We start from the raw sequence: 26,648 nt of genomic DNA on the forward strand, positions 1-26,648 counted from the left end.
CCGCAACGAAAAGGACTTGCCATGTCGCACAAGCACCATCGCGCCCCGCACATCTCACCGGCCTACACCGGCCGGTTGGCGATGGCGCCGGTCCCGTCGCTGCGTCTGCCCGACGAGGCCATGGATCCGCAAGCGGCGTACCGGTTCATCCACGACGAGCTCATGCTCGACGGCAGCTCCCGGTTGAACTTGGCGACGTTCGTCACCACGTGGATGGACCCGGAGGCCGAGAAGCTCATGGCCGAGACGTTCGACAAGAACATGATCGACAAGGATGAGTACCCCGCCACCGCGGCGATCGAAGCGCGCTGCGTGAGCATGGTCGCCGACCTTTTCCACGCCGAAGATCTGCGGGACGACGATCCGTCCAGCGCGTGCGGAGTCTCCACGATCGGATCCAGCGAGGCGGTGATGCTGGGCGGGCTCGCGCTCAAGTGGCGGTGGCGCGAAAAGGTCGGAAAAGACTGGAAGGGGCGCACGCCCAACCTGGTGATGGGTTCCAACGTCCAGGTGGTGTGGGAGAAGTTCTGCCGCTATTTCGACGTCGAGCCGCGGTACCTCCCGATGACCGAGGACCGTTACGTCATCACCCCTGAGCAGGTGCTCGACGCGGTCGACGAGGACACCATCGGCGTGGTGGCCATCCTGGGCACCACTTACACCGGTGAACTGGAACCGATCGCCGAGATCTGCGCGGCGCTCGACACTCTCGTTCAAGACAAGGGCCTCGACATCCCCGTGCACGTCGACGCGGCCAGCGGCGGATTCGTCGTCCCGTTCCTGCACCCCGACCTGGAGTGGGACTTCCGGCTGCCGCGCGTGGTGTCGATCAACGTCAGCGGCCACAAGTACGGGTTGACCTACCCGGGCATCGGCTTCGTGGTGTGGCGTGGCAAGGAGCACCTGCCCGAGGATCTCGTGTTCCGGGTCAACTACCTGGGCGGTGACATGCCGACGTTCACGCTGAACTTCTCGCGGTCCGGCAATCAGGTGGTGGGCCAGTACTACAACTTCCTGCGGCTGGGACGGGCCGGGTACACCCAGGTGATGCAGTGCCTGTCGCAGACCGCGCGCTGGCTGGGCGACGAGCTACGGGACAGTGAGCATTTCGAGCTGATCACCGACGGTTCGGCCATCCCGGTGGTCAGCTTCCAGCTGAAGGGCAATCCGGGTTACACCGAGTTCGATGTGTCCGAGGGGTTGCGCTCCTTCGGCTGGCAGGTCCCGGCGTACACCATGCCCGAGGGCGCCACCGACGTCGTGGTGCTGCGCGTTGTCGTGCGTGAGGGTTTCTCCGCGGATCTGGCCCGGGCGCTCAAGGACGACATGATTACCGTGCTCGGCCGGCTCGACAAGCTCAAACCGCGCGGGGCGTTCGACGACCTGCAGCCGTTCGCGCACTAGCGTCGGCGGCATGCTGCTGTGGATCAATGGACCGTTCGGGGTCGGAAAGACCCAGACCGCATACGAACTCAACCGCCGCCTGGCCGGCAGCGTGGTCTGCGACCCCGAATTCGTCGGATATGGCCTGCACCGGACGATGCCGCGCGAGCTGCGCAGGGATTTTCAGGACTTTCCGGCCTGGCGGCAAGGGGTTTTCGAGGTGCTGGACCACACCTTGCGGCGGTATGACGGGCCGGTCATCGCACCGATGACCGTCTTCGAGCCGAGCTACTTTGCCGAGACAGTCGGTCGCCTGCGCGACGCGGGTCACAACGTTGTGCACTTCGCACTGTTGGCGCAGCGGGAAACGGTCTTGAGGCGGCTGTCCGACCGCGGGTTGGGTTTCGGACGGCTGCTGCGCCACGGCGGACCGCGGGACCTCCCGCGGTGGGGCGACGCATTCGCGGTCGAACGGCTCGACCGTGGTCTCGAAAGCCTGTCGAGGCCGGAGTTCGCCGAACATATCTGGACCGACACCGTCGGAATACCCCAGGTGGCCGACCGGATCGCCGCGACCGCCGGGCTGACGCTGGCGCCGAACACCGACGGCGAAATCCGGGCCCGGATGCGCCGGCTGGCGGTCACCGCGCGTCACATCCGGCTGTGATCTGCCCCGAAGCCTGCCTCTGGGACAATGGACCACGGTGATATGACATGCAGACGACCGAACTCGAGACATCGCTGACGCCACACGCCTCGCCGCAGGCAGTGGTGGATCTCGGCGCGATCGACCACAACGTCCGCCTGCTGCGTGAACATGCCGGCAGCGCCCGGGTGATGGTCGTGGTCAAAGCCGACGGGTATGGGCACGGCGCCGTCGAGGTGGGCCGGGCCGCGCTGGCCGCCGGGGCCGCCGAACTCGGGGTCGTGACGATCGCCGAGGCGGTGGCACTGCGGGCCGGCGGGATCACCGCCCCGGTGCTGTGCTGGCTGCATCCGCCGGGCACCGACTTCACGCCCGCACTCGAAGCCGATGTGCAGATCGCGGTGTCCTCGGTGCGCCAGCTCGACGACCTGGTGGCGGCCGTGCGGCAGACCGGGCGCCCCGCGACCGTCACGGTGAAGGTTGACACCGGCCTGAGCCGCAACGGTGTGAGCCCGGCCGATTACCCCGAGGTGATCGCCGCGATGGGCCGCGCCCAGGCCGAGGGCGCGATCCAGGTGCGCGGCATCATGAGTCACCTGGTTCACGGGGACGAGCCCGACAATCCGTTCAACGATCTGCAGGGCAAACGCCTCATCACGATGCGGGAGCAGGCCGCCGCCCAGGGCGTGGTGTTCGAGCTGGCGCATCTGTCCAATTCGCCTGCGGCCATGACCCGTCCGGATCTGGCGTTCGACATGGTGCGGCCCGGGATCGCGGTGTACGGCCTGAGCCCCATCCCGGAGCGCGGCGACATGGGGCTGAGACCCGCCATGACGTTGAAATGTCCTGTGGCCCTGGTGCGTTCGGTGCATGCCGGTGATGGCGTGTCCTACGGCCACCGGTGGATCGCCGACCGGGACACCACCCTGGCACTGCTGCCGGTGGGCTACGCCGACGGAATCTTCCGCTCGTTGAGCGGCAAGATCGAGGTGCTCATCAACGGCCGGCGCCGTCGGGCGGTCGGACGGATCTGTATGGACCAGTTCGTCGTCGACCTCGGACCGGACGCCAACGACGTCACCGAAGGTGACGACGCGATCCTGTTCGGTCCCGGCACCTACGGTGAACAGACCGCCCAGGATTGGGCCGAGCTGCTCGGCACCATCAACTACGAGGTGGTCACCAGCCCGCGCGGCCGGATCACCCGCAGCTATCTGCAGGCAGGTCGCGGGCGTTGAGTCGCAATGCTCAGTGGCTGGCTGGCGCCGCCGGGCTGACTGCCGTGGGCACGGTGGCGGGCCGGTCCGTGGCGCGGTCACTGACCCGGCGTCGCGCGGGCGAGGATCCCTACCTCGGTGAGGATTTCGAACGGCTCGATGCCGACCGCAGCTCGGTGGTGACCACCGAGGACGGGGTGCCACTGGCAGTGCGTGAGGTCGGCCCCAACGACGCGCCGTTGACGGTGGTGTTCGCGCACGGTTTCTGTCTGCGCATGGGCGCCTTCTACTTTCAGCGCACCCGGCTGGCCGAGCAGTGGGGTCCGCAGGTGCGGATGGTGTTCTACGACCAGCGGGGTCACGGCCAGTCCGGAGCGGCATCGCCGGACACCTACACCGTCGAGCAACTGGGCCGTGATCTGGAAGCCGTTCTGGCCGTGACGGTTCCGCGTGGACCCGCGGTGCTCGTCGGCCACTCGATGGGCGGCATGACGGTGCTCTCGCACGCACGTCAGTTCCCTCATCGCTATCCGAAACAGATCGTGGGCGCCGCGGTGATCTCGTCGGCGGTCGAAGGTGTGGCCCGCTCCCCTCTCGGGGAGATCCTGCGTAACCCGGCGCTGGAGGCGGTGCGGTTCGTGGCCCGCTATGCGCCCGGCGCAGTGCATCACACCCGCGGTGCGGCCCGCTCGGTGATCGGTCCGGTGCTGCGCGCCGCGTCCTATGGCGACGAGGCCGTCAGCCCGAGTGTGGTCGAGTTCTCCGAGCGGATGATGCACGGCACCTCGATCACCACGCTGGTCGAGTTCCTCCACGCTCTCGAGGTCCACGACGAGGCCGCGGCACTGCGGGTGCTGGTGAAGGTGCCGACCCTGATCGCCTGCGGTGACCGGGATCTGCTCACCCCAATGGAATACTCAAAGGCCATGGCCGCACAGCTACCCCGCTCCGAACTGGTGATCGTCGGGGGAGCGGGCCATCTGGTCCAGCTTGAGGAGCCCGTGGTGATCGACGATGCACTGGTCCGTCTGGTGGAGCGGGCCACTCCCTCCAAGCTGGTCTCCCTGACCCGCCGGGTCCGCGACCGGGTCCGGTTCCGTGGCTGAGCGCAGCGCCGGCACGGCTCAACTGGCCACCACCGAGGACACCATCGCCCTGGGCGCCACGCTCGGTTCCGGGCTGAAGGCCGGCGACGTGGTCGTGCTGTCGGGTCCCTTGGGCGCAGGCAAGACCGTGATGGCCAAGGGCATCGCGCAGGCCATGGATGTGGACGGTCCGGTGGTTTCGCCGACGTTCGTGCTGGCCCGGGTGCACCGCGCCCGGCAGGCCGGCCGTCCGGCGATGGTGCATGTCGACATGTACCGGCTGCTGGATCACCCCGGCGTCGATCTGTTGGGTGAGCTCGACGCGCTCGATCTCGACACCGATCTGGACGACGCCGTGGTGGTGGTCGAGTGGGGCGAGGGCTTGGCCGAACGGCTTTCCGACCATCACCTGGACATCCGCATCGAGCGTGACACCGAAACCGAGACGCGCACGGTGATCTGGCAGTGGAGCGCCCCATGAACGTGTTGACGATCGACACCGCGACGCCTGCGGTCAGCGCCGGCGTGGTCCGTCGTGCCGAGGACGGCACGGTGGAGACCCTTGCCGAACGGGTGACCGTGGACGCCCGCGCCCACGCCGAACAGCTCACGCCGAATGTGCTGGGCGCCGTGTCCGATGCCGGGATCTCGGTTGCCGATCTCGACGCCGTCGTCGTCGGGTGCGGACCGGGCCCGTTCACCGGCCTTCGGGTCGGGATGGCCAGTGCCGCGGCGTTCGGCCATGCGCTGGGCGTTCCGGTACACGGGGTGTGCAGCCTGGATGCCATCGGTATCCACACCGACGGCGACGTGTTGGTGGTCACCGACGCGCGACGCCGCGAGGTGTACTGGGCGCACTACCGCGATGGGGTCCGGGTGGACGGCCCGTCGGTCAACGCGCCCGCCGATGTGGCGTCCGTACTGCAGACTTCCGTTGCCGCGGTGGCCGGTTCGCCCGAGCACGCCGCGCTGTTCGACCTGCCCCCGATCGAGGTGGCGTATCCGACACCGGCGGGGCTGGTACGCGTCGTCACCGATTGGGGTGATCCGCAACCGCTGGTTCCGCTGTACCTGCGCCGTCCTGACGCGAAACCCTCTGCGGCGGTGCGCAAATGACCGTGTTGGACGCGCTGACCCGGGCCGACGCCACGCGGTGCGCCGAGCTTGAGGCCAAGTTGTTCGCCGGTGACGATCCGTGGCCGGCCCGGGCGTTCCTGGCCGAGCTCGACGCCAAGCACAATCGCTACATCGCGGCCCGCAGCGACGGCGTGCTGGTGGGCTATGCCGGTATCTCCCGGCTGGGCCGAATGCGCCCCTACGAGTACGAGATCCACACCATCGGCGTGGACCCCGACTTCCAGGGCCAGGGGATCGGGCGTCGGCTGCTGAGCGATCTGCTCGACTTCGCTTCCGGCGGAACGGTTTTCCTGGAAGTCCGCACCGACAACGAAGCAGCCATCGCGCTGTACGAGAGCGTCGGATTCGTCAACATCGGGCTGCGCAAGCGGTACTACCGCGCCAGCGGGGCCGATGCCTACACCATGCAACGCCTTCCCCAAGGGAACCCGACGTGATCATCCTGGCCATCGAAAGTTCTTGTGACGAAACCGGAGTCGGTATCGCCGACCTCGCGATCGATGACAGCGGCCTGCCGACTGTCTCTCTGTTGGCCGACGAAGTCGCCTCCAGTGTCGACGAGCATGCCCGCTACGGCGGCGTCGTCCCCGAGATCGCGTCGCGCGCGCACTTGGAGGCGCTCGGGCCGACCATGCGCCGGGCCCTCGACGCCGCCGGAATCGAGCGGCCCGACGTCGTCGCCGCGACCATCGGGCCGGGACTGGCCGGGGCGCTGTTGGTGGGGGTGGCCGCCGCGAAGGCCTATGCGGCCGGCTGGAACGTCCCGTTCTACGGCGTCAACCACCTGGGCGGGCATTTGGCCGCCGACGTGTACGACCATGGGCCACTGCCCGAGAGCGTGGGCCTGCTGGTCTCGGGCGGGCACACGCATCTGCTGCATGTCCGGTCGCTGGGCGAGCCGATCATCGAGCTCGGTAGCACTGTCGACGACGCCGCCGGCGAGGCCTACGACAAGGTGGCCCGGCTGCTGGGGCTGGGTTATCCGGGCGGTCGCGTGCTCGACGAGCTGGCCCGCACCGGAGACCGCGACGCCATCGTGTTCCCGCGCGGGATGACCGGGCCGCGGGATGATCCCTACGTGTTCAGCTTCTCGGGACTGAAGACCGCGGTGGCCCGCTACGTGGAAGCGAACCCGGAAGCAGCGCAGGCGGATGTGGCGGCCGGCTTCCAGGAAGCGGTCGCCGATGTGCTGACCGCGAAGGCCGTGCGCGCGGCCACCGACCTGGGCGTCTCCACCCTGCTGATCGCCGGTGGGGTGGCCGCCAACTCCCGGCTGCGCGAACTCGCCGAGGAACGCTGCGCGGCGGCCGGCCTGACCCTGCGGGTGCCGCGGCCACGGCTGTGCACCGACAACGGCGCCATGATCGCCTCGTTCGCGGCGCACCTCATCGCGGCCGGTGCGGCACCCTCACCGCTGGATGTGGCAAGCGATCCCGGCCTGCCGGTGGTCAAGGGCCAGGTGGCGTGAGCAGGTAGGAAGGCGCGCTGATCAGTGCGCCTGGTTGATCTGGTGAACCCGCACGCTGACCTCCAGCTGGAAACGGTCGGCGGGGTTCTTGAGTGACAGCCCGGTGAGTTCCTCGATGAGCTTGATCCGGTACAGCAGCGAGTGCCGGTTGAGGAACAGCGCCCGCGCCGCCGCACTGGTGTTGGTGGCCTCGTCGAGCAGGATCTCCAAGGTGTGCACGAGTTGTCCACGCCGGGTCTTGTCGTAGTCGACGAGTGGCTGCAGCGTTTGCAGGATGGTGGCCATGCTGCGCGGGTGCTGGCGGAGCACCTCGGCGAACTGCATCGGACCGGCGGGGCCTTCGGGCAGCGATGGCGATACCGGTGCGGCGACGGTGACCGAATGGCCGTGTGCGGGCGCCAGCAGCGCCCACGTCACGACACCTTCGGGAAGCGCGCTGAGCCGCTGTGCCGAATCGACCAACCCGGATACCGTCGATTCCGTTGGGGCCGAAGAGAAATGGCTCATCACGAGGTCGTCGGTGACCGACGACGTGACAGTCAGGCCGGCGGCGAGGGCCAATTCGTGCAGCGCATTGGCGAACCTGTCGGCGGCCTCGCTCCACTGCGGCTCGTCGCGCACGCGGCGCCCGATGACCATCTGCACCCGGGTGTCCCGCGGGGACGGGCTGACCAGGGGCAGCAGTGTCTTCTGGACGTCGGCGAAGGCAATCTCCCAGGGCAGCAGCACAAATGGGCACGCATGCCGATCGGCGAGGGGGATCATCAGCTCGAGGAGATCGTGCGCATCTACGTCGGGGGGAGGGCTGAGCACCACGCCGGCGGCCGGTGAGGCCACCAGGGAGACAAGGAATTCGCGCACACCCGGCTGGTGGATGTCGGCGCCGGTGGTCAGCACCAGATCGCCGGGCCGGACGAAGTCCTCGGCGGGTGCGTGGATGATGTCCACCCAGCGGACCTCGCGGGCCAGTCCGCGGTGGCCGGCGACCACCGAACCCTGATCCAAGGGTGGAATCGTCAAGACCGCCGCCACGTTCAGCGACGAGTCCTCGGACATGCCGCTTCCCTTCTGATCAACTGCTCGGCGGTGCGTCGAAGCCGACGGTATCAGCGACCAGTCGCGTCGGTGACCACCTGCCCGGCAGGTGGCCACCGACGCCGGGGGTTGTTCAGCCGACCGACGTTATCGAGGCCAGCTCCCCGGTGGACCGTCGGCTCAGCAGCATGCCGACTCCGAAGAACACCAGCGGCATCACACCGAAGATCGCCGCCAGGGTGGGAGTGCCACCGACCACCAATGTCAGGTTGGACACCACCAGCACCAGGGCCGCCGCCAGGGCGAGCGTCGCGAACGAGGCCAGCACCACCTTGCCGGTCGAGTTGCCGCGCCGGACGAAGAAGAGCACCACCGAGATCGTGGTCAGCAGCCACAGGAGTGCCAGGGCCAGGATGCCCAGGCCGCCGCCCGGTCCGAAGATCTGCAACACCGGGTCCAGCTGCAGCGCGGCGCAGATACCCATCACCACGAACGACGCCACGGTGATGACCAGCGAGGCGTTCGACGGAGAGCCGTGACGCTCGTGCACCTTGCCGATCTTCTTCGGGAACACACCGCTCTGTCCCAGCACGAACGCGTACCGCGACGCGATGTTGTGGAACGCGAGGGCACACGCGAAGACACTGACCGACCACAGGATGGTGTTCAGATCACGGCCGACCATGCCGAGGTACTTGCCCGCGGTGTTCACCATGAAGTTGTCGGGGTCGTCGGTGGCCAGCTGGATGGCATCGTGCCCGCCGTTGCCCTCGACGAGAGCCCAGCTGGTGAAGGCGTAGAAGACCGCGACGATGCCCACCGCCCAGTAGGTGGCCCGGGGCACCGTGCGATCGGGGTCCTTGGCCTCGTCCCGGAAGACCGCGGTCGCCTCGACACCCACGAATCCCCACAGGGCGTACAGCAGCGCGATGCCGAATCCACCGGCGATGCCCTGCGGCGTGAACGAGTCGCCGGTGAGGCCGTGCTCGCCGCCGCGCACCACGATGACGAGGTCGACCACCATGAGGATCGCGACCTCGGACACCAGGAAGACACCGAGCACCTTGGCGCTGAGGTCGATGTCGCGGTACCCGAGCCAGGCGACGGCCGCCAGTACCAGCCCGGTCAGCAGCCACCAGGGGAGGTCGGGACCACCGAACCGCGTGATGAGTTCGTTGAGGATGACGCCGTCGTAGGCGGCCACCGCGATCAGGGTCGCCATGTAGGCCGGCAGTGCCAGCACGGCGGCCCCGGTACCGGCCGCCCGGCCGAGCGACTCACGAATGTAGGCGTAGAAGGCGCCGGCGTCGGTGACGTACTTGGACATCGCGATGAAGCTGGCCGCGAACAGTCCGAAGATGACACCGGCGACGATGAAGGCGACCGGGATGCCGGTGGTGTTGCCCAACGCCATCGCGATCGGCACGTTGCCGCCGATGGTCGACAGCGGCGCCGAGGCGGCCACGACCATCAGCACGATGGCGGGCACACCGAGGTGCCCGCGCAGTTTGGCCGGACGGTCGTCCGATGTCGTATCAGGTGTGGGCTGGTGGCCCGCGTTGACAACCTCGGTCATTGGGTTGATTCCTCCTAACTGCCGGTCGCAGGTGGCGGCCGGGTGAAGTCCGGGGCAAGTTTGCGAGAACCACGGGCCGCTCCGCCAGCGCAGTCGATCAGTTTCCAACACCTTGTTGTAAGCCAGTTCACATCGGCCGCGCCGGTGTCACACACATTGTTGGAAGGTGCCGGGCGGGCGTTGTTTCCGTCGCCGCATTCGGTCGATGCTTGGCCGGTCACGCGACAGAGAGGTACGACGACCGCCATGAACCCGGACAGCAGCGAAACCGAGCAGGATCACCGGCTGGGGCGCATCCGGCTGCTGGATGAGCAGCGCGTCAACCTGGATGGATTCGCCCAGGCGGACCCCGAGCTGGGCATGATCTCGCACCTGTCGCCCCACGACCCGGAACCGTCGTGGAAGGTGGCCGCCGACGGCACCGTGCTGGAGATGGATTCGAAGGCGGCCGCCGACTTCGACACCATCGACGAGTTCATCGTCCGCTACGCCGTCGACCCGGCGGAGGCACCGCGGTCGATGGCGATGAGTGAGATCGAGCTGGCCCGGATGATCGTCGACTCGGCTGTGCCGCGCGAAGAGGTGCTGCGCGTCTGCGGCGGACTGACCCCGGCGAAGATGGCCCGGGTGGTGGCGATGCTGCAGCCCGTCGAGATCCAGATGGCGATGATGAAGATGCGGGCCCGCCGCACCCCCGCGAACCAGGCCCATGTCACCAACCGCCTCGACGACCCCTTGCTCATCGCGGCCGACGCCGCCACCGCCGTCGTGTACGGGTTCCGGGAACTGGAAGCCACCGTCCCGGTGCTCGACGACGCCCCGGCCGTCGCGGTGGGTCTGCTGATCGGTTCCCAGGTGCCGGCGCCGGGCGCGCTGACGCAGTGCTCCGTCGAGGAGGCACGCGAGCTGGAACTCGGGGTGCGCGGACTGGTGTCCTATGCCGAGACGGTGTCGGTGTACGGCACCGAGCAGGTCTTCACCGACGGTGACGACACTCCGTGGTCGAAGGCGTTTCTCACCTCGTCCTACGCGTCCCGCGGTATCAAGATGCGGCTGTCCAGCGGGGCGGGCTCGGAGGTGCTGATGGGCCAGGCCGAGCGCAAGTCGATGAACTACCTGGAGTCCCGCTGTGTCGCCCTGGCCAAAGGTATTGGCGCACAGGGTGTTCAGAACGGCGGTATCGACGGCGCCTCGATCACCGCGTCGGTGCCGGGCGGTGTCCGCGAGCTCATCGCCGAGAACCTGATGGTCATGCTGCGCGGGCTCGAATCCTGCAGCGGAAACGACTCGCTGGTGTCCGAGTCGACGATGCGGCGAACCAGCCGGACCTTGCCGGTGCTGTTGTCGGGGTCGGATTTCATCTTCTCCGGTTTCGGTTCGGTGGTGGCCTACGACAACATGTTCGGGCCGTCCAACTTCAATGCCGCCGACCTCGACGACTATCTCGTGATGCAGCGCGACTGGGGCGTCGACGGCGGGCTGCGGTCGGTGGACCCGACCACCCTGGAAGCCATGCGCCGCCAGGCCGCCGAAGCCACCCGGGCGGTGTTCGAATACCTGGGGCTCGCCGATTTCGACGACGACCATGTGGAAGCCGTTGTCGGGGCGGAGGGTTCCAAGGATCTACCCGCCACCGACGGGGTGAAGGTGCTCAGTGCCGCCAGGATGATCGAGCAGTCGGGCCTGACGGTGCTCGACATCGTCGCCGCGCTCGCCGAGACGGGTTTCACCGATATCGCCGAGCGGGTCCTGGGTATGGCCAAGGCGCGCGTCACCGGTGACTACCTGCAGACCGCGGCGATCTTCGACGAGCAGATGAATGTGCTGTCGGCCCTGCAGGATCCGAACGACTACCGCGGCCCCGGCACCGGATACCGGCCGACGGCGGAGCGCCAGGCCCAGATCGACGCGGTGCGGCAGGCGCGGTCGGTGACCGACCTGGTCAAGGAGCAGGCGACCTTCGCCGATCCGGATCGGATGATCGTGCGGGGCCCTGCGAGCGTGGGCGACGATCCCCGCGAAGTGGTCATCGGCGTGTCTCCCGCCTTGGGTGTCAAGCTGTTTCGCACCTTGTCGGGGATGGTGGTCTACGACGCGCTGGAACAGATCCTGGCCGGGCTGGAGGAGGAGCAGTGCGTGCCGCGCCTGGTCCGGATCGCCGACTCCGTGGATCTCGGAGTGATCGGTAAATCGGCGGCCCGGCTGTCCGGATCCGGCATCGGTGTCGGGCTGCAGGCCAAGGGCACCACGCTGATTCACCGCCGCGATCTTCCGCCGCTCGCGAACCTCGAATTGCTCAGTGTCGCACCGCTGATCACGCCGGAGATGTACCGGCTGATCGGGATCAACGCCGGCAGGCACGCCAAGGGCACGACACCTGCCCCGATGCGTAACGCGTACACCGACGAGGCGATCACCGCCCGGTACCACACCCGCGTGGTGTCGATGGTGGCCATCGAGCGGTCCGAATCGGAGCGCGACGATCGCGGCGTCAACATGGAATTGGAGCTCAAGCGATGATGGTCACCGCACACTCGGGCCGCAACCTCGCCGAGGTGACGGTCGAGGCCGCCCGCAACGGCGATCTGGTGCTCGACGACATCAGGGTGAGCCGCGAAACCCTGCTGGCACAAGCAGATATCGCGGAGCGATCCGGGTCCCTGCAGCTGGCGATGAACCTGCGGCGGGCCGCCGAGATGACCGCGCTCAGCTCGGAGGAGATGCTGACCGCGTACGAGGCGTTGCGGCCCCACCGGTCGAGCTTCGCCGAGCTCGAAGAATTGGCGCAACGCCTCGCGGAGCGCGACGCGCCGACCTGTGCGGCGCTCGTCCGGGAGGCGGCGACGGCCTACCAGCGGCGCGGCCTGCTGCGGTGACCGTCTGGGCCGGTGTCGACATCGGCAACTCCACCACCGAGGTGGTGCTCTGCCGGATGGACGACGGACTCGAGATTCTCGCCAGTGCCCGCACTCCGACCCGGGGCGGCAAGGGCTCGTCGCGGGCGGTCCAGGGTGCTGCACAGTTGGTGCGGCGCCTGGCCGAGACGCATGGGCTGGTGATCGACAGGGCGGCGTTCGCCCCGACCCCGCCCGTGCAGTCGACCGTCGAACAGGTCCAACTGGAAACACGTCGAACGGGCAGGCTGGCGATCGTCACCCGGTCGGCGGCCACCACCGCGGGTGATGCGGTGGGTGTGGGGCGGCCGGTTCCGGTCGAGTGCCTCGCTGACGTCGAGCCGGGCCGCCCGGTGATCGCCTGCGCGACGGCGCAATGGGGTTACCGTGAGGTTGCGCTGCGCGTGAATGAGGCTGTGGCACAGGGGTGCGACGTCACGGCGGTGCTGACGGCCAACGATGAGGCCGTGCTGGTGTCGAATCGGCTGAGTACGGCGCTGCCCGTTGTCGACGACGTCGACGTCACGGCGCTGCTGTCGGCGGCCCGCGTCGCAGTCGAAGTGCGCCAGGGCATCGCACCACTGCAACGGCTCACCGATCCCTTCTGGCTCGCCGATGTGTTCGGCTTGAGCGAGGCCGAGCGGGCCGACGCGCGGGTGATCGCTGATCAGCTCTTCGACAGTGCCTGCGCGGTGGTCTGCCTCGGTGATGCCGACCCGGCGGTTTCCTCGCCCGTCGTGCGGCCCGCAGGGGAGGGTGCCCACGTGGTCCGCCTTGCCGACATTGCGGCGCAGGCCAATTCACGCCGTGGATCGGTCGCCGTGGACAGCCTGGTGATGGCGAGCATGGGTGGGACGCAGGAACCGCCGGCGGGAGCCGACGAGCTGGCGCGCGCGTTGGGCGTACCGGTGACGCGGGTCGATTCGGAGGCTGCGGCGGCCCGCGTCGGCGCCCTCACCACTCCCGGGATCACCCCGGATGTCGTGGTGGTGGATGTCGGCGGCGGCACCGTCGACGTCGTGTCCGACGAAGCCCGCATCGTGCTGCCGGGGGCGGGACAGCTGCTGACCGCGGCGACGGCCACCGCGCTGGACATCTCCCGAAGCGCCGCGGAATACGCCAAACGTGCCGAGGCGGTCACGGCCGTCACTGTCCAGCTGATCGAGGACGAACACGGCCGGCGGCAGTTCTTGGACACGCCGGTCAGCGGCCGGTGCAGTGGATGGCTGCTGACGGCGGCCCCCAGCGGTTGGCTGCCCTTCACGTCCCGGCTGTCGGGCGCCGAGTGGCGCAGCTGGCGCCTGGCGGCCAAACGACAGGTCATCGGCGGCAATGTGATGCGGGGCATCGAGCAGGCGGCCCCCGGAGTGAGCGGGGTGCTGCTTGTCGGAGGCGGCGCGAGTGACGACGAACTGGTTCGTGCGGTCAGCGAACAGCTCGGTCACCACGTGAGTGTGGGACGTGGAAACGTGGCCGGTCAGCTGGGGCACCGGTTCGCGGTGGCCTACGGATTGGTGGCCATGGCGACGCGGACGGCCGACGGCTCGCAGCGGGATGAAGAGCTGGACCGGGTCGACCGGTCAGGCGGCAGCGTGAATGCGCACGACGTGGATGTCGCTGGTGAACACCTGGGCGCCGGTGGGTAGCGGCGGGGCGGTACTTCGATAGGTCCGGCCGGTCGGCGTGGTGAGTTCTGTGGTGTGCCGGCCGTAACCGTCGTAGGTGGTCGCGGTCTGCCACCCGGGGCTTTCCTTTGCGTAATTGCAGCGTTCGCAAAGCCCTTGCCCGTTGACGGAGGTGGTCGCGCCACCGTCGGCGTGCCGGGCGATGTGGTCGATGTGCCGGATGGGGGCGTCGCAATACGGCGTGCGGCACTTTTGGTCACGCATGGCGATCAGCCAGCGCAGCCCCTTGGGGAACGCCCGGGCGGTGGACTCCATGGCGACCAGGTTGCCGGTGGCCGGATTGGCGTAGAGCTTGCGCACCGCGGCCTCGGCCTGGGGGTCCAGCAGCGCCGCCAAGGCCATCTGTCGGGCCACCTCTGCCGGGATGGGGCCGTATCCCTGCAGCACCGCCGGTTCGGAACCCTGGGCCAACAAGCTCTCGTCGGAGACCACCAGATTGAGCGCGACCGGGACCGCGGCTTCGACCTCACGCCCGGTGACCCGTCGGTAGAAGGCATCGGCCATCAACGGGCCTCGCCCCTCGCATCCACCTCCGGCGGCGATCGAGGCGGCCCCGGCGGCGGCGGCCTCCGCCTGCAGCGCTTGATAGGCCGTAACGCCTTCTGCGGAGGTCAGCAGCGCCGTCACGTACGCCATGCCGTGCGGGGCCGGACGCAGCGTGACAGCGCGATCGCACTGATGGCGGCTGATGCGCGCCATCACCGCGTCGTGGTCGAGCCGAAAAGCCACCCGCCCGGCCTCAGCCTCAACCTTTTTGTCCCCCAGACCATCCAGCACGGCAGGATCCGCGCACAATTCGGCGTCCATCGCGTGTCGATCTGCTGGTGAGAGGCAGGCGGCCTGGTCCGCGATGATCATCGCCCGGTCTTCGGTAAGCACGCCGGACTGCAGAGCCGCGAGCGTGTAGGGCATGTCGTCGACCAGGATCCTGGACATCTTCAGATACCTCGCCCCGTGCCAAGGGGAGGACTTGCGGGCCAGCCCTACCTCGGATGCCAGCCCTTGAGCGCGTCTGTCGGTAGGCACACCCTCAGCGGCCTTACGGGCGAGGCGCTTGGCTTCCAGCATCGCCGTCACTCTGGCCTGTGCCGCCGCAATGCCGGCGGTCGCGCGGGTCATCGCAGCTAGCTGGTCGACCAACGCCACCTCCGTGGCGTCGGGGTCGATGTTCCAACTAGCTTCGAACATGTGTTCGAGTATAACACCGTTCACCGACTCGATCTTTTTGACAGGGGTTTCAGCCCATGGATGAGTTCGCGGGCGGCGCACAACCCACCCTTGAGTGCTAGCACTCGCATGTATAGAGTGCTAGGTGGCACGCGGCCTACCCCAGCGCCGGCACCCGCGACGACGGAGCGAGGGCACGGACGCATGCCGAACACCTGGTTAACCCGAGGGCCCCGGAGCACACCGGGACTCGATACCCAAACAAGTGGAGGGCTTCCATCGTGGCAGTCAACATCAAGCCACTCGAGGACAAGATCCTCGTTCAGGCCAATGCGGCCGAGACCACGACCGCTTCCGGTCTGGTCATCCCCGACACCGCCAAGGAAAAGCCGCAAGAAGGCACCGTCGTCGCAGTTGGCCCCGGCCGCTGGGATGAGGATGGCGAGAAGCGGATCCCCCTGGACGTTGCCGAGGGCGACACCGTCATCTACAGCAAGTACGGCGGCACCGAGATCAAGTACAACGGCGAGGAGTACCTGATCCTCTCCGCGCGCGACGTGCTGGCTGTCGTCGCCAAGTAGTTCCGTAAAGGACCTCGTGTAACCGCCCCGGAGATCCCCGTGTTCAGTGCGGGTGATGTCCGGGGCGGTATGCGTTCTCAAGCAGAAAGACATCTATGAGCAAGCAGATTGAGTTCAACGAGACTGCGCGCCGGGCCATGGAGGCCGGTGTCGACAAGCTCGCCGACGCGGTCAAGGTGACTCTGGGTCCGCGCGGTCGGAACGTGGTGCTGGCCAAGGCTTTCGGTGGACCGCAGGTCACCAATGACGGTGTGACCATCGCGCGCGAGATCGACCTGGAAGACCCGTTCGAGAACCTCGGCGCCCAGCTGGTGAAGTCGGTGGCCACCAAGACCAACGACGTCGCAGGCGACGGCACCACCACCGCCACCGTTCTGGCACAGGCAATGGTCAAGACCGGCCTGCGCAACGTCGCTGCCGGTGCCAACCCGATCGCGCTGGGACTCGGTATCGGCAAGGCCGCCGATGCGGTGTCCGAGGCCCTGCTGGCCGCGGCCATCCCGGTCAACGACAAAAAGGCCATCGCGCAGGTTGCCACGGTGTCCTCGCGCGACGAGCAGATCGGTGAGCTGGTCGGCGAGGCCATGACCAAGGTCGGTCACGACGGTGTGGTCACCATCGAGGAGTCCTCGACGCTGAACACCGAGCTTGAGGTCACCGAGGGCGTCGGCTTCGACAAGGGCTTCGTCTCGGCTTACTTCGTCACCGACTTCGATTCTCAGGAAGCGGTGCTCGAGGACGCCCTGGTGCTGCTGCACCGCGACAAGGTCAGTTCCCTGCCCGACCTGCTGCCGCTGCTGGAGAAGGTCGCCGAGGCCGGCAAGCCGCTGCTGATCATCGCCGAGGACGTCGAGGGCGAGGCCCTGTCGACGCTGGTGGTCAACGCCATCCGCAAGACGCTCAAGGCCGTCGCCGTCAAGGCACCGTTCTTCGGCGATCGCCGCAAGGCGTTCCTGGACGATCTGGCGATCGTCACCGGCGGTGAGGTCGTCAACCCCGACGTGGGCCTGGTGCTGCGCGAGGCCGGACTCGACGTGCTGGGTTCCGCCCGGCGCGTGGTGGTCACCAAGGACAGCACCGTGATCGTCGACGGCGGCGGTTCTGCCGACGCGGTCGCCGACCGAGTCAAGCAGCTCAAGGCTGAGATCGAGAGCACCGATTCCGATTGGGATCGGGAGAAGCTGCAGGAGCGGCTGGCCAAGCTGTCCGGCGGCGTCGCGGTGATCAAGGTCGGCGCGGCCACCGAGACCGACCTGAAGAAGCGCAAGGAAGCGGTCGAGGACGCCGTCTCGGCGGCCAAGGCTGCCGTCGAGGAGGGCATCGTCACCGGTGGTGGCTCCGCACTCGTGCAGGCTCGCGCCGCTCTCGACAAGCTGCGCGGCGAGGTCAAGGGTGACGAGGCCCTCGGTGTCGAGGTGTTCTCCTCGGCCCTGTCGGCCCCGCTGTACTGGATCGCCACCAACGCCGGCCTGGACGGCTCGGTCGTGGTGAACAAGGTCAGCGAGCTGTCCAACGGCCAGGGCTTCAACGCCGCCACGTTGACCTACGGTGACCTGGTCGCCGAGGGCATCGTGGACCCGGCCAAGGTGACCCGCTCAGCGGTGCTCAACGCCGCATCCGTGGCGCGCATGATCCTGACGACCGAGACGGCCGTCGTGGACAAGCCCGCCGAGGAAGAGGATCACGGGCACGGCCATCACGGCCACGCTCACTAGAAGTAGTCACGTGGAGCACCCCCGGTCTTGTTGACCGGGGGTGTTTTCGTCTAGGCGACGGTTTTGAGGTGACGTCGTCGGGTCGGGTGGCCGGCGGGTGTACTGCGTGAGTGAACCGAAACGAGTGAGCCGGTACGTACGACGCCAATCGGCCCGGGTCGAAGGAAACGTGCCATTTCAGGTGTCTGCAAGGCGATCCCGGCGTTGGCTTGACGGTAACCGATCCGTACGCCGGCCGCCCCGAAGGAGATCAGACCGCCGAGGCCGGGCAATGCCGCATAGAAGATCGACCAGAGCGACAACGTCACCAAAATCGCCGCGACGGTGTCCTTGATAACCGTGGGCACCGAGCGGTGCGGGGGTGCCGGAGCCGCGAGCGCCGTAGGTACCGGCTGCCGCCGCTGTGTGGTCAGCAGCGTGATCCCGCCGTCCACCTCGATACCGCTGCGATGGACCGCAAGGGCACTGCCGGGACTCGGCGAACCAGCCTGTGAGAGTGACGCCACCAACAGATTCAAGAGCGCGACGTTCGGGGTGGACATGAGTGCGTGGTAACCGCTGATGCCTGGTGTGATCCACGGGATGCCAAGCGCAGCACGGAATTCCGCCGGAAGTTGCAAGATGGCGTCGACGAAATTCTTGGCCGATGCCAGTATCCGCAGCAGGTAGACAACGGCCTCTCGGAACGTCGGTGTCGCGACCGCCGCCGAAGCCTCCGCTGGGACCGCCGCCGAAGCCTCCGCCGGGGCCGCAGCGCTGGTGGTCCCGACGGCCGATGTCGGCGTGTCCTCCGCCGAGGGAGTCGCCGAGGAAGTCGAAGCCAACGGCTGCGCAGATTCGGCGGTGTCCGAACTGCTCTTTGTCGCATCGGAGGTGTCAGAGGCAGCCGGGGCGACGGTCGAGGGGGCAGGCGATTCGGTCTGGGCGTCGATATTGGCCAGGATCTCACCTACCGAAGGCGTCGGGATCTGCAAGCCGGTCGTTGCGGGTGGATCCTCCGAAACCACAGATACCGCTGTCGGTTCGGCTGCGACCTTGTGCGGCGCTTCGAGCGACGCCGGCAGTGAGGTGTCCGAGGTGCTCGCGGTGCGAGCAGTACTCACGGTGTCCCAGGATGTGTTCGTCTGAGCGGAGACGGTCGAAGTGGGTTTGTCGGCGATGGACCCTGAAACTCCCGTGCTCTTGAGGCTGGGTTCTGCGGCGGTCGCAGGATCATCTACAGCAGTATCGGTCTTCGCTGTCGAGGTGGACGACGTGGTCGAGGTTCCACCGCCCTCACTGGTCGAGCTACTGGTCTTGTGGCCGGCATCCGACTTGGCATCGTTCTTGGAATCCGCGGATGCAATCGCCCCGCTCATACAGCTCACGACGAGTCCGGTCGTCAACAAGCACACACCCGTAAGTCGGTGAATGCGTGTGACCATGGCGATCTCCTCGCAGCGGAGCATCATGTTTGCCACTGATAGCGAGGACAAGTGTGACTTAACTAACAGAAGCCCCCAATATCCAGATAGAGAACAGAACTTGTCAAGACGCGAATAGGGCCATCCTGGTCTCGAAATTTGCGAAAACAACCAAGTGGCGAGCGGGCAAGTGGCAGTAGCTTCCGCCTGCCCCGAAGAAACGGGGTGCCGAGAAGGCAGTCGGTGCGTCGCCCTCGGTGTCCTGGTCTCGCGGTGCTCGGATCGCTGGATGACGGTAAGAAAAGTCGGAGTGGAGCGCACAGCTGGCTACGCCGTCCTGGGCGCCGGCCTCAGCTGAAGCCGCTATAGCGAGAGGTAGCCAGATACCGAGACCGCAGTCGTCGGCATGTCACGCCCACCGGAAGTAGTACGAAACACCCCCGGCCACCAAGCCGGGGGTGTTTTGTTTCGGCATGGACCGGATCTTTCAGCGGGTGTGGGATCGGTACGGGCCCGCGTACTCCTGGGCGATCTGCATCCTCGTCTACCTCACGGGGCTCTCGGTCCACCTCGCTTTCCCGTTGATCATCGTCGCGTTCGAGGGGTCCGATCGCTATCTGGCGGCGGCCGTCATCACCTGCGTCGCCCTGTTGGTCCGGGTGTACCTGATGGTTCTTCCGGGCTCAGAGCCGCTGCGCCTGATTGAAAGGTGGGCGGCGGGCCAGGAGGTCGATCCGATGGAGGTGCTACGCGCCACCTACACCTACGGGCGGAGGACAACAGCCCGGGTGCTCGCCACCGATGTGGTCTGGGTGCCGTGCGTCGCGGTCATCGTCGCCACGATGACCGGTGCGTCAGGTTGGCGGTTGGTGCAGTACGGCGTTGTCGGTGCCGCGTATGGAGCGGCCACCGGACTGTTCGCTGTGCACAGCTTCAGTGAGGGATCGCTGCGTCCGGTCAGGGCCGCCATCGCCGGTGACACGGGAATCGGCGATTCCCTGCCGCGCTCGCACCCCACTTTTGCGGCGTGGTCCCACATCGCCATGGTCGCGATGGCGTTCGGATTCTCGACCGGTGCCGCGCTCACGGCGTCGGTGATCGACCGCGCCCGCGAGGATCCCATCGTCTCCTTGGCGATCGGGTGTGTGTTGACGCTGATCGCCGGGCCGGTCGCGGTCATGGCGATCGCGCCCTTCCTGCGACCGATCCGGGACCTCGCAGAGGGGACCGAACGTGTTGCTGCCGGCGACTACAGCCAACGCCTGCCCGTAGTCCAGGACGACGATTTGGGTGCGCTGTCGGCGTCGTTCAACCGGATGCAGGCGGGTTTGGCTGAGCGGCAACGGCTTCAGGCTGCGTTTGGAACGTACGTCGATCCGGCATTGGCGGCGCGGCTGCTCGAGCAGGGTGATGACATTTTCACCGGCGAGCGTCGGAACGTCACGGTGATGTTCGTCGACATCCGGGATTTCACGCCGTTCGCCGAGGCCAGCAGCGCCGAGGACACCGTTGCCCGGCTCAACGCGCTTTTCGAGATCGTGGTGCCCGCGGTGGTCGATGCCGGTGGGCATGTGAACAAGTTCCTCGGCGACGGTGCGTTGGCGGTCTTCGGTGCGCCCAATGTCCTTGCGCGTCATGCCGATGCGGCGGTGAGCGCCGCCGTGCTGATTCATCGGCTTGTCGGTGAGGGATTCGGTGGTGAGCTTCGGATCGGGATCGGCATCAACACCGGTGTGGTGATCGCCGGGACCATCGGTGGCGGAGGCAAGCTGGAATTCACGCTGATCGGCGATGCCGTCAATGTCGCAGCACGTGTCGAGCAGCTCACCAAGACGACCGGCGACTCGATCCTGCTGACCCAGCCGACCCTCGACGCATTGCACGTGCGCCCAGCCGGACTCACCGACCGGGGATTTCACGCGTTGAAAGGCAAGTCGGCCGCGGTGAAGGTTTTCGGGCTCGCATAGGCGTCGATGAGTTTGGGCGCCGCCGTCAGTCGGTACGGGTATGACTGACGACACCATGAGCACCGCGTGCACCATCAACGCGCCCGCCGACACCGTGTTCGCGGTGCTGGCCGACCCGAGCACCCATCAGGCGATCGACGGCACCGGCTGGGTACGGGAGTCCCTCGACGGCAGGCAACTGAACGAGACCGGCCAGGTTTTCCGGATGGCGATGTACCACGACAACTACGGCGGCATGCACTACGAGATGGCCAACCGTGTCGAGGTTTTCGAGCCTCCCCGCACGATCGCGTGGCTGCCCGGCCAAGGCGACGACGACGCCAACCTCGAGTTCGGCGGCTGGATCTGGCGTTACGACCTCGAGCCTGTCGACGACGGCCGGACGAAGGTGACGCTGACATATGACTGGTCGGCGGTGCCGCCCGCGCTGCGCGAGCACATCGAGTTCCCGCCGTTCGACGGGCAGCACCTGGACAACTCGCTCAAGCACCTGGCCGAGCTGGCAGAGGATCGGGCGTAGCCGTCGGCTGAATCGACACCAGCCGGAACGCGTCCGGTCGGGAGTCGTCAGGGGTGAACCGGACGACGAGACTGCCGGTAGGAAACTTGGTGGCCAGGTCATTGAGGGTTCTGGGCAGGAACACTCTGGCCTTGGCGTTGCCGTACCAGTTGGGGTTGGCCGGCGAGGTGTCGAGGCCGCCGACCTTGTCGATCTCCGCGTCCCATTGCCCGACCGCGTCCGGCGGCGAATCTCCGTATCCCACGGATTTCAGGTACGCGTCTTCGGGCCCCGCGAGGGTGACCGCGGCCCCGCCACCCACCGGCGTCCCGGTGATCGTGCCGTCGATGACATCGGCCGTCACGGACGTCAGCCGGGCCGTGCAGACGTCGTCGACGACACTGGATTGCTCGCAGAATCCGGGCAATGGATCGCCGTGGGCGACTGCGAGGTTCACGACTGCCGGCAGGGCCAGCGTGACCGTGACCGCACCGGCGACCGCCATTGTGCGGCGGCGACTGTTCAGCATCGGCCTAACCCCCTTCAGACGCGCTGAACTGTATGTCGGCGCGTCCGCCACGGAAGTTACAGATCGTCAGCCGTCGATCGGCGCGTACCAGTCGGCGTTGGTGAGCAGCACCCGCGTGCCCAGATCGCGGTTCCACTCGGGTTCGATGCCGTGGCGTCGCACGATGGGGAACACGACGTCGTCGAGCATCCGGGTCACGTCGCTGAAGTACAGGTCTTCTTTGGCCTCATCGCTGAGCTGGTTGTAGGCGTCCTCGTCGAAGTTCTCCGGCTCGAACGCTCCGTAGCCGACGTAGGTCGCGCCGTCCTCGACGAGGCGGTCGGTGTCCTGGTTGTGGAAGTAGATGAATCCCGTCCAGTGGCGGCTGTCGTCGCGCTCGTCACCGATCTCGGCCGACGCGCAGGTGCCGCAGCACGAGAAGTCGGCACGGGCGACGACGCCATTGGCGTTGAGCTCCTCGAAGGCCGCCTGCGTGCGCGACCGGTAGTCGCCGATCTCGGCTTGCTGACGCAGTCTTGCCTCGCGCAGAGCGGAGAAGGCAGCCGTCAGTTGATCTTCGGTGAGTTCGTAGTCGTCGGCATAGATCTCGAGGAACTCCTCGACGTCGTCGTTGCCGGTGACCAGCATTCCCCAGATCTCGGAGGTGAGCGTGGCGCGATCCTCGTCGTCCAGCGGGAGGCCGGGAAGCGCGGCGTGGGCGGGGATCACGTTCGGGTTCGACGGTGCGCTCACGGCGCTGGCCTCCAGGTCTGCTGTCGGAACCGGGCGAATCACCCGGCGGTGGCGATCGTAGCGTCAGCTGCGAATGAGTTGCCTTGCCGGATGGCCGAAAAGCGGCCGATGACAACCACGTCGGCAAACCTCGCAATATTGCTACCGGAGTGGCGGCGTGGTACGGAATGTCGGTGACTTATCCGAACGACCCGTTTTCGCCGACGGGTGGTGCGCCGAACCCTTACCCGAACCCTTACGGCAACCAGCCTCCGCCGGCGAGTCCGTTTCAGGGTGGTGGGCATCAAGTTCCCCCGGCGAACCGGCCGTTCGGCCAATTTCCTCCTAATTATCAGGCCGGGTATCCGCAGGCATGGCCGCCGCCCGAACCTCCGCGCAAAAAGCGAAAGGTGTGGTTGGTGCTATCCGTCGTGGCCGCCGTCATCATCGCTTCCGCGGGGATCGGCACGCTCCTGTGGTGGATGAACCGGGGCGGTGAGGCCGTCGAGGTCACCGCGGCCGGCGGGGGACCGCTGCCCACGTCCGTGCCGCCACTGGGTGACCTACGGCCGCCGGCCGATGTGGCGTTGCCATCGTTGGAGCAGCCGATCGACACACCGCGCTGGACCTACGAGACCGGCATCGACGCGTTCGTGCTCGGCGGCGATGCGTACACCGTCGTGGTCGGGTCGGACCAAGGCGTGATGGCACTGGATAAAGAGACCGGCGAAGCTCGATGGTCGCAAGCGGTCAAGCCGCCCAAAGCCAATATCAACCGCTTTTCGAGCGCCAAGTGTGTGGTTACTCGCTCGGCAAAGACCATCGGCTGCGGACTCAATTTGAATCTCTGTTGTGGAGATCCTGAAGTCCTCGTGTTCTTCGATGTCGCAACCGGGCGCATACTGAGCCAACCCTCGTTGCCGTCGGCGCGGATCAGCAATGTGCAGGCAAGTGGCAACAACATCGCCGTGGTTTTCCCCGATGAGGTGGTCGCCTACGAGGCGGATGGCACTGAGACTTGGCATGTTCGGCACGACGGTGTCTCGGTGTTCGGTGATCAAGGAGTCGTCATCACCGACCGCGAGGTCCTTGACGCCAACACCGGCGATCCGATCGTGAACGAACCCAACACCTCAAATACCGCTTTCGCATCGGGATTCGCGCTGTCCTACGGAAACTCGTTCAAGTTCTACGACTTCAGCGGCAGGAACACCGCCACCGTCCCCAGCGAGGGCTACACCTTGATGGGCAATGAGGGCGCGGGCCTGTACGACCACCCGTTGGGTCGGCCTGAGAACACCCGGTACGGGTCGTCGGGGTTCTATTACCCGCTGGCCTACAACCGATCTACCGGCGACTTCCGCGCGTTCGACGGGCAATCCGGACGCGTTCTCTGGACGATTCCCAGCGGCTCAGATATGACGCTTGCCAATATGATCGGGGGGTTTGGCAGTGGCGAACTGTGCATGATCGGTGTGCAGGAGACTTCGGACGCCAAGATGAGGGCCGGCACCTGTCAGGATGTCAACACCGCGCCGTTCGCAAGTGTTTCGATGACCTTCTTCCTCGGATCCGATGGCACGCGGTTCTTGTATCGCGACCAACGTGAAGTGATCTGTATCGATGCGGCCAGCGGGAAGGAGCTGTGGCGCAAGAAGTTCGACCGTGGATCTGACCAAGCCTGGGTGGCGCAGGGAGCGTATGTCACCGATCGCAACATAGTAATTCGTCTGATTTGACGCACCGGGTTCTGTACAGGCGACCCAAGAAGCACGAGCTATCTGCCCCGGCGACACGCAGTTATAGGCGTAGTTTTCGAGGGTTCGTGGTCCACAATGCGGACATGACCGAACCGCGGGAGTCACCGCGCGGGGTCTCGCGTCAGACATTTCTGCGCGGCGCCGTCGGGGCGTTGGCCGCCGGCGCGGTGTTCGGGTCGAGCCGGGCCAGTGCCGATCCGGCCGGCTGGGGGGACCTCGCCGGCGCTATCAGAGGGCAGGTGATCCTGCCGGACAACGGTGGCCAATTCGCCTCGGCCAAGGCGGTTTTCAACACGAACTTCAACGGCCTGGCACCGGCGGCGGTCGTCACCCCGAGTTCCGCGGAGGACGTGCAGAAGGCGATGGCTTTCGCCGCTGCCCACAACCTCAAGGTCGCGCCCCGTGGTGGTGGGCATTCCTACGTGGGTGCGTCGACCGCGAACGGCACCATGGTCCTTGACCTGCGCCAATTGCCTGGCGATATCAACTACGACGCCGGGACCGGCTATGTCACGGTGACGCCCGCGACCCATCTGTACGCCATCCACCAGACCCTCGCCGGAGCCGGCCGGGGAATCCCGACGGGAACCTGCCCCAGTGTCGGCGCGGCCGGGCACGCCCTCGGCGGCGGGCTCGGCGCCCAATCTCGCCACGCAGGCCTGATGTCCGATCAGTTGGTGTCGGCCGTGGTGGTGCTGCCCGGCGGCAGGGCCCTCACGGCGTCGGCCAACGAGAATCCAGACCTGTTCTGGGCATTGCGCGGCGGAGGTGGCGGCAATTTCGGAGTGACAACCGCGCTGACCTTCGCCACCTTCCCCACCAGCGACGTGGACGCGGTCAATGTGCACTATCCGCTGCAGTCGTTCGCGCAGGTTCTGGTCGGCTGGCAGAACTGGCTGCGCACCGCCGATCGCAACAGCTGGGCACTGGCAGACACCGTGACCGACCCGGGCGGCGCGCACTGTCGCATCCTGGCGACCTGTCCGGCCGGCTCAGGTGACGCCGTGGCAGCCGCAGTCTCCAAAGCGGTAGGGCTGCAACCGATGGGCGTGGAGAAGCACACGTTCAACTATCTGGACCTGGTGCAATACCTGGCCGTCAACAACCTGAACCCTTCGCCGCTCGGCTATGTCGGCGGATCCGATGTCTTCCAGGCGATCACCCCGGCCGCCGCGCAGGGGATTGCCGCGGCTTTCAACGCCTTCCCGGCCGGCGCCGGTCGCCCTTTGGTGATCATGCATGCCCTCGACGGTGCCCTGGCCACGGTGGGGCCGGGGGACACGGCGTTTCCGTGGCGACGGCAGTCCGCATTGGTTCAGTGGTATGTGGAGACCTCCGGATCGCCTGCGGCAGCGGCCAATTGGCTCAACACCGCGCACCAAGCGGTGGCACCGTACTCGGTTGGCGGCTACGTGAACTATCTCGAAGCGAACCAGCCTGCCTCGCGCTACTTCGGCGCCAACCTGTCCAGACTGGCGGCCACTCGGCAGAAGTACGATCCGGGCCGGATCATGTTCTCGGGACTCAACTTCTGATTTGGTCCTAGCATGAGCCCTACTGTCACTTCGTGAGTTTCGGAGAGTAGGCGCCATGGACCACGTGTTCCCCCAGACCGCGGCGGCCGCCGCCGCACTGTCAGTGGCCACCCGCTTCTATTCGCCCGCGCTGCTCAATCACTGCGTCCGTTCATATCTGTGGGGTGCGCGGTACGCGGAGGCACACGGTATCGGCTTCGACGACGAGCTGTACTACGTCTCGGCGCTGCTGCACGACATCGGTCTGACCGATCCGTTCGACAGCCACCGAATATCGTTCGAGGAGGCCGGTGGGGAACTGGCCTGGGTGTTCGGTGTGGCTGCCGGATGGTCCGCCGAAAGATCCGCACGGGCGACGGAGATCATCGTGCTGCACATGCGCGACGACGTTCCGGCCGCTACCGACCCTGAGTCGCATCTCTTGCAGGTGGCCACCGCCTGGGACGTCGTCGGCCGCCGGGCAGAGGAGTTCCCAGCCGAGGCCAGGGCCGAGATTCTTGCCCGGTATCCCAGGCAGGGGTTCGGTAGCGAGTTCATCGCGTGCTTCGAGGATCAGGCGAGGCGCAAACCGGGTGGCGCCGCGGCGGCGTCCGTGGCCCACAATGGCGCCGACCGCATCAGAGCAAATCCTCTGGACACCGGGGTGTAGTCGATT

General features: G+C 66.9%; 24 protein-coding genes. 18 read left to right on the forward strand and 6 right to left on the reverse strand.

What is annotated here, in order from left to right; all coding sequences use genetic code 11:
* The first annotated feature begins 21 nt into the window (after positions 1–21).
* From gad to tsaD, 8 genes are read left to right on the forward strand one after another with little or no spacing between them, the layout of a single operon-like run.
* Positions 22–1,404 carry a glutamate decarboxylase gene (gene gad, locus H977_RS0106095; RefSeq protein WP_029107014.1) on the forward strand — a complete coding sequence of 461 codons (1,383 nt, stop codon included), beginning with the start codon at positions 22–24 and terminating at the stop codon, positions 1,402–1,404.
* Between the two features lie 10 nt (positions 1,405–1,414).
* Positions 1,415–2,050, forward strand: a complete 636-nt coding sequence (locus tag H977_RS0106100) for an AAA family ATPase (protein ID WP_029107015.1) — start codon at positions 1,415–1,417, stop codon at positions 2,048–2,050.
* Positions 2,051–2,097: 47 nt separating this feature from the next.
* Positions 2,098–3,267 (forward strand): alanine racemase, encoded by a 1,170-nt coding sequence (gene alr / locus H977_RS0106105; protein ID WP_029107016.1) that lies wholly within the window; start codon positions 2,098–2,100, stop codon positions 3,265–3,267.
* Entirely contained in the window at positions 3,264–4,352 is a 1,089-nt protein-coding gene (locus tag H977_RS0106110; protein WP_029107017.1) for an alpha/beta fold hydrolase, read from the forward strand. Before alr ends, H977_RS0106110 begins: the two co-directional genes overlap by 4 nt.
* Positions 4,345–4,812 carry a tRNA (adenosine(37)-N6)-threonylcarbamoyltransferase complex ATPase subunit type 1 TsaE gene (tsaE, locus tag H977_RS0106115; RefSeq protein WP_029107018.1) on the forward strand — a complete coding sequence of 156 codons (468 nt, stop codon included), beginning with the start codon at positions 4,345–4,347 and terminating at the stop codon, positions 4,810–4,812. The genes H977_RS0106110 and tsaE overlap by 8 nt, the downstream gene beginning before the upstream one ends.
* A complete protein-coding gene (tsaB, locus tag H977_RS0106120; protein ID WP_029107019.1) occupies positions 4,809–5,447 on the forward strand; it encodes a tRNA (adenosine(37)-N6)-threonylcarbamoyltransferase complex dimerization subunit type 1 TsaB in 639 nt (212 codons plus the stop codon). Before tsaE ends, tsaB begins: the two co-directional genes overlap by 4 nt.
* Complete coding sequence (gene rimI / locus H977_RS0106125) at positions 5,444–5,905, forward strand: ribosomal protein S18-alanine N-acetyltransferase (RefSeq protein WP_029107020.1); 462 nt, start codon at positions 5,444–5,446, stop codon at positions 5,903–5,905. Before tsaB ends, rimI begins: the two co-directional genes overlap by 4 nt.
* Complete coding sequence (gene tsaD / locus H977_RS0106130) at positions 5,902–6,936, forward strand: tRNA (adenosine(37)-N6)-threonylcarbamoyltransferase complex transferase subunit TsaD (RefSeq protein ID WP_029107021.1); 1,035 nt, start codon at positions 5,902–5,904, stop codon at positions 6,934–6,936. The genes rimI and tsaD overlap by 4 nt, the downstream gene beginning before the upstream one ends.
* A 21-nt stretch (positions 6,937–6,957) precedes the next feature.
* Here tsaD and H977_RS0106135 read toward each other — a convergent pair whose 3' ends face one another.
* Positions 6,958–7,992 carry a PucR family transcriptional regulator gene (locus H977_RS0106135; RefSeq protein WP_029107022.1) on the reverse strand — a complete coding sequence of 345 codons (1,035 nt, stop codon included), beginning with the start codon at positions 7,990–7,992 and terminating at the stop codon, positions 6,958–6,960.
* A gap of 112 nt (positions 7,993–8,104) precedes the next feature.
* Positions 8,105–9,547, reverse strand: a complete 1,443-nt coding sequence (locus tag H977_RS0106140; protein ID WP_029107023.1) for an APC family permease — start codon at positions 9,545–9,547, stop codon at positions 8,105–8,107.
* 246 nt (positions 9,548–9,793) lie between these two features.
* Here H977_RS0106140 and H977_RS0106145 point away from each other — a divergent pair, with 246 nt between their 5' ends.
* Genes H977_RS0106145 through H977_RS32640 form a run of 3 tightly spaced genes read left to right on the forward strand, consistent with a single transcriptional unit; the run spans position 9,794 to position 14,087 of the window.
* The gene (locus H977_RS0106145; RefSeq protein WP_051288694.1) at positions 9,794–12,067 is read left to right on the forward strand and encodes a propanediol/glycerol family dehydratase large subunit; all 2,274 of its coding nucleotides are present in this window, start codon (positions 9,794–9,796) and stop codon (positions 12,065–12,067) included.
* A complete protein-coding gene (locus H977_RS0106150; RefSeq protein WP_029107025.1) occupies positions 12,064–12,423 on the forward strand; it encodes a diol dehydratase small subunit in 360 nt (119 codons plus the stop codon). The genes H977_RS0106145 and H977_RS0106150 overlap by 4 nt, the downstream gene beginning before the upstream one ends.
* A complete protein-coding gene (locus H977_RS32640; RefSeq protein WP_081681631.1) occupies positions 12,420–14,087 on the forward strand; it encodes a diol dehydratase reactivase ATPase-like domain-containing protein in 1,668 nt (555 codons plus the stop codon). The genes H977_RS0106150 and H977_RS32640 overlap by 4 nt, the downstream gene beginning before the upstream one ends.
* On the opposite strand, the gene H977_RS0106160 is transcribed toward H977_RS32640, so the two are convergent.
* The gene (locus tag H977_RS0106160; protein ID WP_029107026.1) at positions 14,022–15,314 is read right to left on the reverse strand and encodes an HNH endonuclease signature motif containing protein; all 1,293 of its coding nucleotides are present in this window, start codon (positions 15,312–15,314) and stop codon (positions 14,022–14,024) included. The genes H977_RS32640 and H977_RS0106160 overlap by 66 nt on opposite strands.
* 257 nt (positions 15,315–15,571) lie before the next feature.
* Here H977_RS0106160 and groES point away from each other — a divergent pair, with 257 nt between their 5' ends.
* The gene (gene groES, locus H977_RS0106165) at positions 15,572–15,874 is read left to right on the forward strand and encodes a co-chaperone GroES (protein WP_036390082.1); all 303 of its coding nucleotides are present in this window, start codon (positions 15,572–15,574) and stop codon (positions 15,872–15,874) included.
* Positions 15,875–15,969: 95 nt separating this feature from the next.
* Positions 15,970–17,589: a chaperonin GroEL gene (groL, locus tag H977_RS0106170; protein WP_029107027.1), complete on the forward strand. Its 1,620-nt coding sequence runs from the start codon at positions 15,970–15,972 to the stop codon at positions 17,587–17,589.
* Between the two features lie 50 nt (positions 17,590–17,639).
* On the opposite strand, the gene H977_RS0106175 is transcribed toward groL, so the two are convergent.
* Entirely contained in the window at positions 17,640–18,692 is a 1,053-nt protein-coding gene (locus tag H977_RS0106175; protein WP_155946537.1) for a hypothetical protein, read from the reverse strand.
* Positions 18,693–19,465: 773 nt separating this feature from the next.
* Between H977_RS0106175 and H977_RS0106180 the strand changes: the two genes are divergently transcribed.
* Both H977_RS0106180 and H977_RS0106185 read left to right on the forward strand, forming a co-directional pair.
* Positions 19,466–20,959: an adenylate/guanylate cyclase domain-containing protein gene (locus H977_RS0106180; protein ID WP_029107029.1), complete on the forward strand. Its 1,494-nt coding sequence runs from the start codon at positions 19,466–19,468 to the stop codon at positions 20,957–20,959.
* 40 nt (positions 20,960–20,999) lie between these two features.
* Positions 21,000–21,479, forward strand: a complete 480-nt coding sequence (locus H977_RS0106185; RefSeq protein WP_029107030.1) for an SRPBCC family protein — start codon at positions 21,000–21,002, stop codon at positions 21,477–21,479.
* Here the strand turns inward: H977_RS0106185 and H977_RS0106190 are convergent.
* Both H977_RS0106190 and H977_RS0106195 read right to left on the reverse strand, forming a co-directional pair.
* Entirely contained in the window at positions 21,442–21,987 is a 546-nt protein-coding gene (locus H977_RS0106190; RefSeq protein WP_051288695.1) for a hypothetical protein, read from the reverse strand. The two genes, H977_RS0106185 and H977_RS0106190, sit on opposite strands and share 38 nt — an antisense overlap.
* Before the next feature lie 66 nt (positions 21,988–22,053).
* Positions 22,054–22,719: a DUF6891 domain-containing protein gene (locus H977_RS0106195; protein WP_231395886.1), complete on the reverse strand. Its 666-nt coding sequence runs from the start codon at positions 22,717–22,719 to the stop codon at positions 22,054–22,056.
* A 575-nt stretch (positions 22,720–23,294) separates the two neighbouring features.
* On the opposite strand from H977_RS0106195, the gene H977_RS0106200 reads away from it, so the two are divergent.
* The 3 genes from H977_RS0106200 to H977_RS0106210 all read left to right on the forward strand — a co-directional run bounded on the left by H977_RS0106200 (position 23,295) and on the right by H977_RS0106210 (position 26,642).
* Entirely contained in the window at positions 23,295–24,437 is a 1,143-nt protein-coding gene (locus H977_RS0106200; protein ID WP_196808173.1) for an outer membrane protein assembly factor BamB family protein, read from the forward strand.
* Between the two features lie 104 nt (positions 24,438–24,541).
* Positions 24,542–25,993, forward strand: coding sequence for an FAD-dependent oxidoreductase (locus H977_RS0106205; RefSeq protein ID WP_029107034.1), 1,452 nt, complete (start codon positions 24,542–24,544; stop codon positions 25,991–25,993).
* A gap of 55 nt (positions 25,994–26,048) precedes the next feature.
* A complete protein-coding gene (locus H977_RS0106210; protein WP_036475215.1) occupies positions 26,049–26,642 on the forward strand; it encodes an HD domain-containing protein in 594 nt (197 codons plus the stop codon).
* Positions 26,643–26,648 lie beyond the last annotated feature (6 nt).

The sequence above is a fragment of the Mycobacterium sp. URHD0025 genome (assembly GCF_000426065.1).
Taxonomy (GTDB): Bacteria; Actinomycetota; Actinomycetes; order Mycobacteriales; family Mycobacteriaceae; genus Mycobacterium.

Excerpts from the sequence above, each read along its gene's own strand:
- H977_RS0106135 (WP_029107022.1), bottom strand. The coding sequence starts at position 7,992 with ATGTCCGAGGACTCGTCGCTGAACGTGGCGGCGGTCTTGACGATTCCA.
- H977_RS0106180 (WP_029107029.1), top strand. The coding sequence starts at position 19,466 with ATGGACCGGATCTTTCAGCGGGTGTGGGATCGGTACGGGCCCGCGTAC.
- groL (WP_029107027.1), top strand. The coding sequence starts at position 15,970 with ATGAGCAAGCAGATTGAGTTCAACGAGACTGCGCGCCGGGCCATGGAG.
- rimI (WP_029107020.1), top strand. The coding sequence starts at position 5,444 with ATGACCGTGTTGGACGCGCTGACCCGGGCCGACGCCACGCGGTGCGCC.
- H977_RS0106190 (WP_051288695.1), bottom strand. The coding sequence starts at position 21,987 with ATGCTGAACAGTCGCCGCCGCACAATGGCGGTCGCCGGTGCGGTCACG.
- H977_RS0106205 (WP_029107034.1), top strand. The coding sequence starts at position 24,542 with ATGACCGAACCGCGGGAGTCACCGCGCGGGGTCTCGCGTCAGACATTT.
- H977_RS0106100 (WP_029107015.1), top strand. The coding sequence starts at position 1,415 with ATGCTGCTGTGGATCAATGGACCGTTCGGGGTCGGAAAGACCCAGACC.
- H977_RS0106150 (WP_029107025.1), top strand. The coding sequence starts at position 12,064 with ATGATGGTCACCGCACACTCGGGCCGCAACCTCGCCGAGGTGACGGTC.
- H977_RS0106160 (WP_029107026.1), bottom strand. The coding sequence starts at position 15,314 with ATGTTCGAAGCTAGTTGGAACATCGACCCCGACGCCACGGAGGTGGCG.
- H977_RS0106185 (WP_029107030.1), top strand. The coding sequence starts at position 21,000 with ATGACTGACGACACCATGAGCACCGCGTGCACCATCAACGCGCCCGCC.
- gad (WP_029107014.1), top strand. The coding sequence starts at position 22 with ATGTCGCACAAGCACCATCGCGCCCCGCACATCTCACCGGCCTACACC.
- alr (WP_029107016.1), top strand. The coding sequence starts at position 2,098 with ATGCAGACGACCGAACTCGAGACATCGCTGACGCCACACGCCTCGCCG.
- H977_RS0106145 (WP_051288694.1), top strand. The coding sequence starts at position 9,794 with ATGAACCCGGACAGCAGCGAAACCGAGCAGGATCACCGGCTGGGGCGC.
- H977_RS0106210 (WP_036475215.1), top strand. The coding sequence starts at position 26,049 with ATGGACCACGTGTTCCCCCAGACCGCGGCGGCCGCCGCCGCACTGTCA.
- tsaB (WP_029107019.1), top strand. The coding sequence starts at position 4,809 with ATGAACGTGTTGACGATCGACACCGCGACGCCTGCGGTCAGCGCCGGC.
- H977_RS0106140 (WP_029107023.1), bottom strand. The coding sequence starts at position 9,547 with ATGACCGAGGTTGTCAACGCGGGCCACCAGCCCACACCTGATACGACA.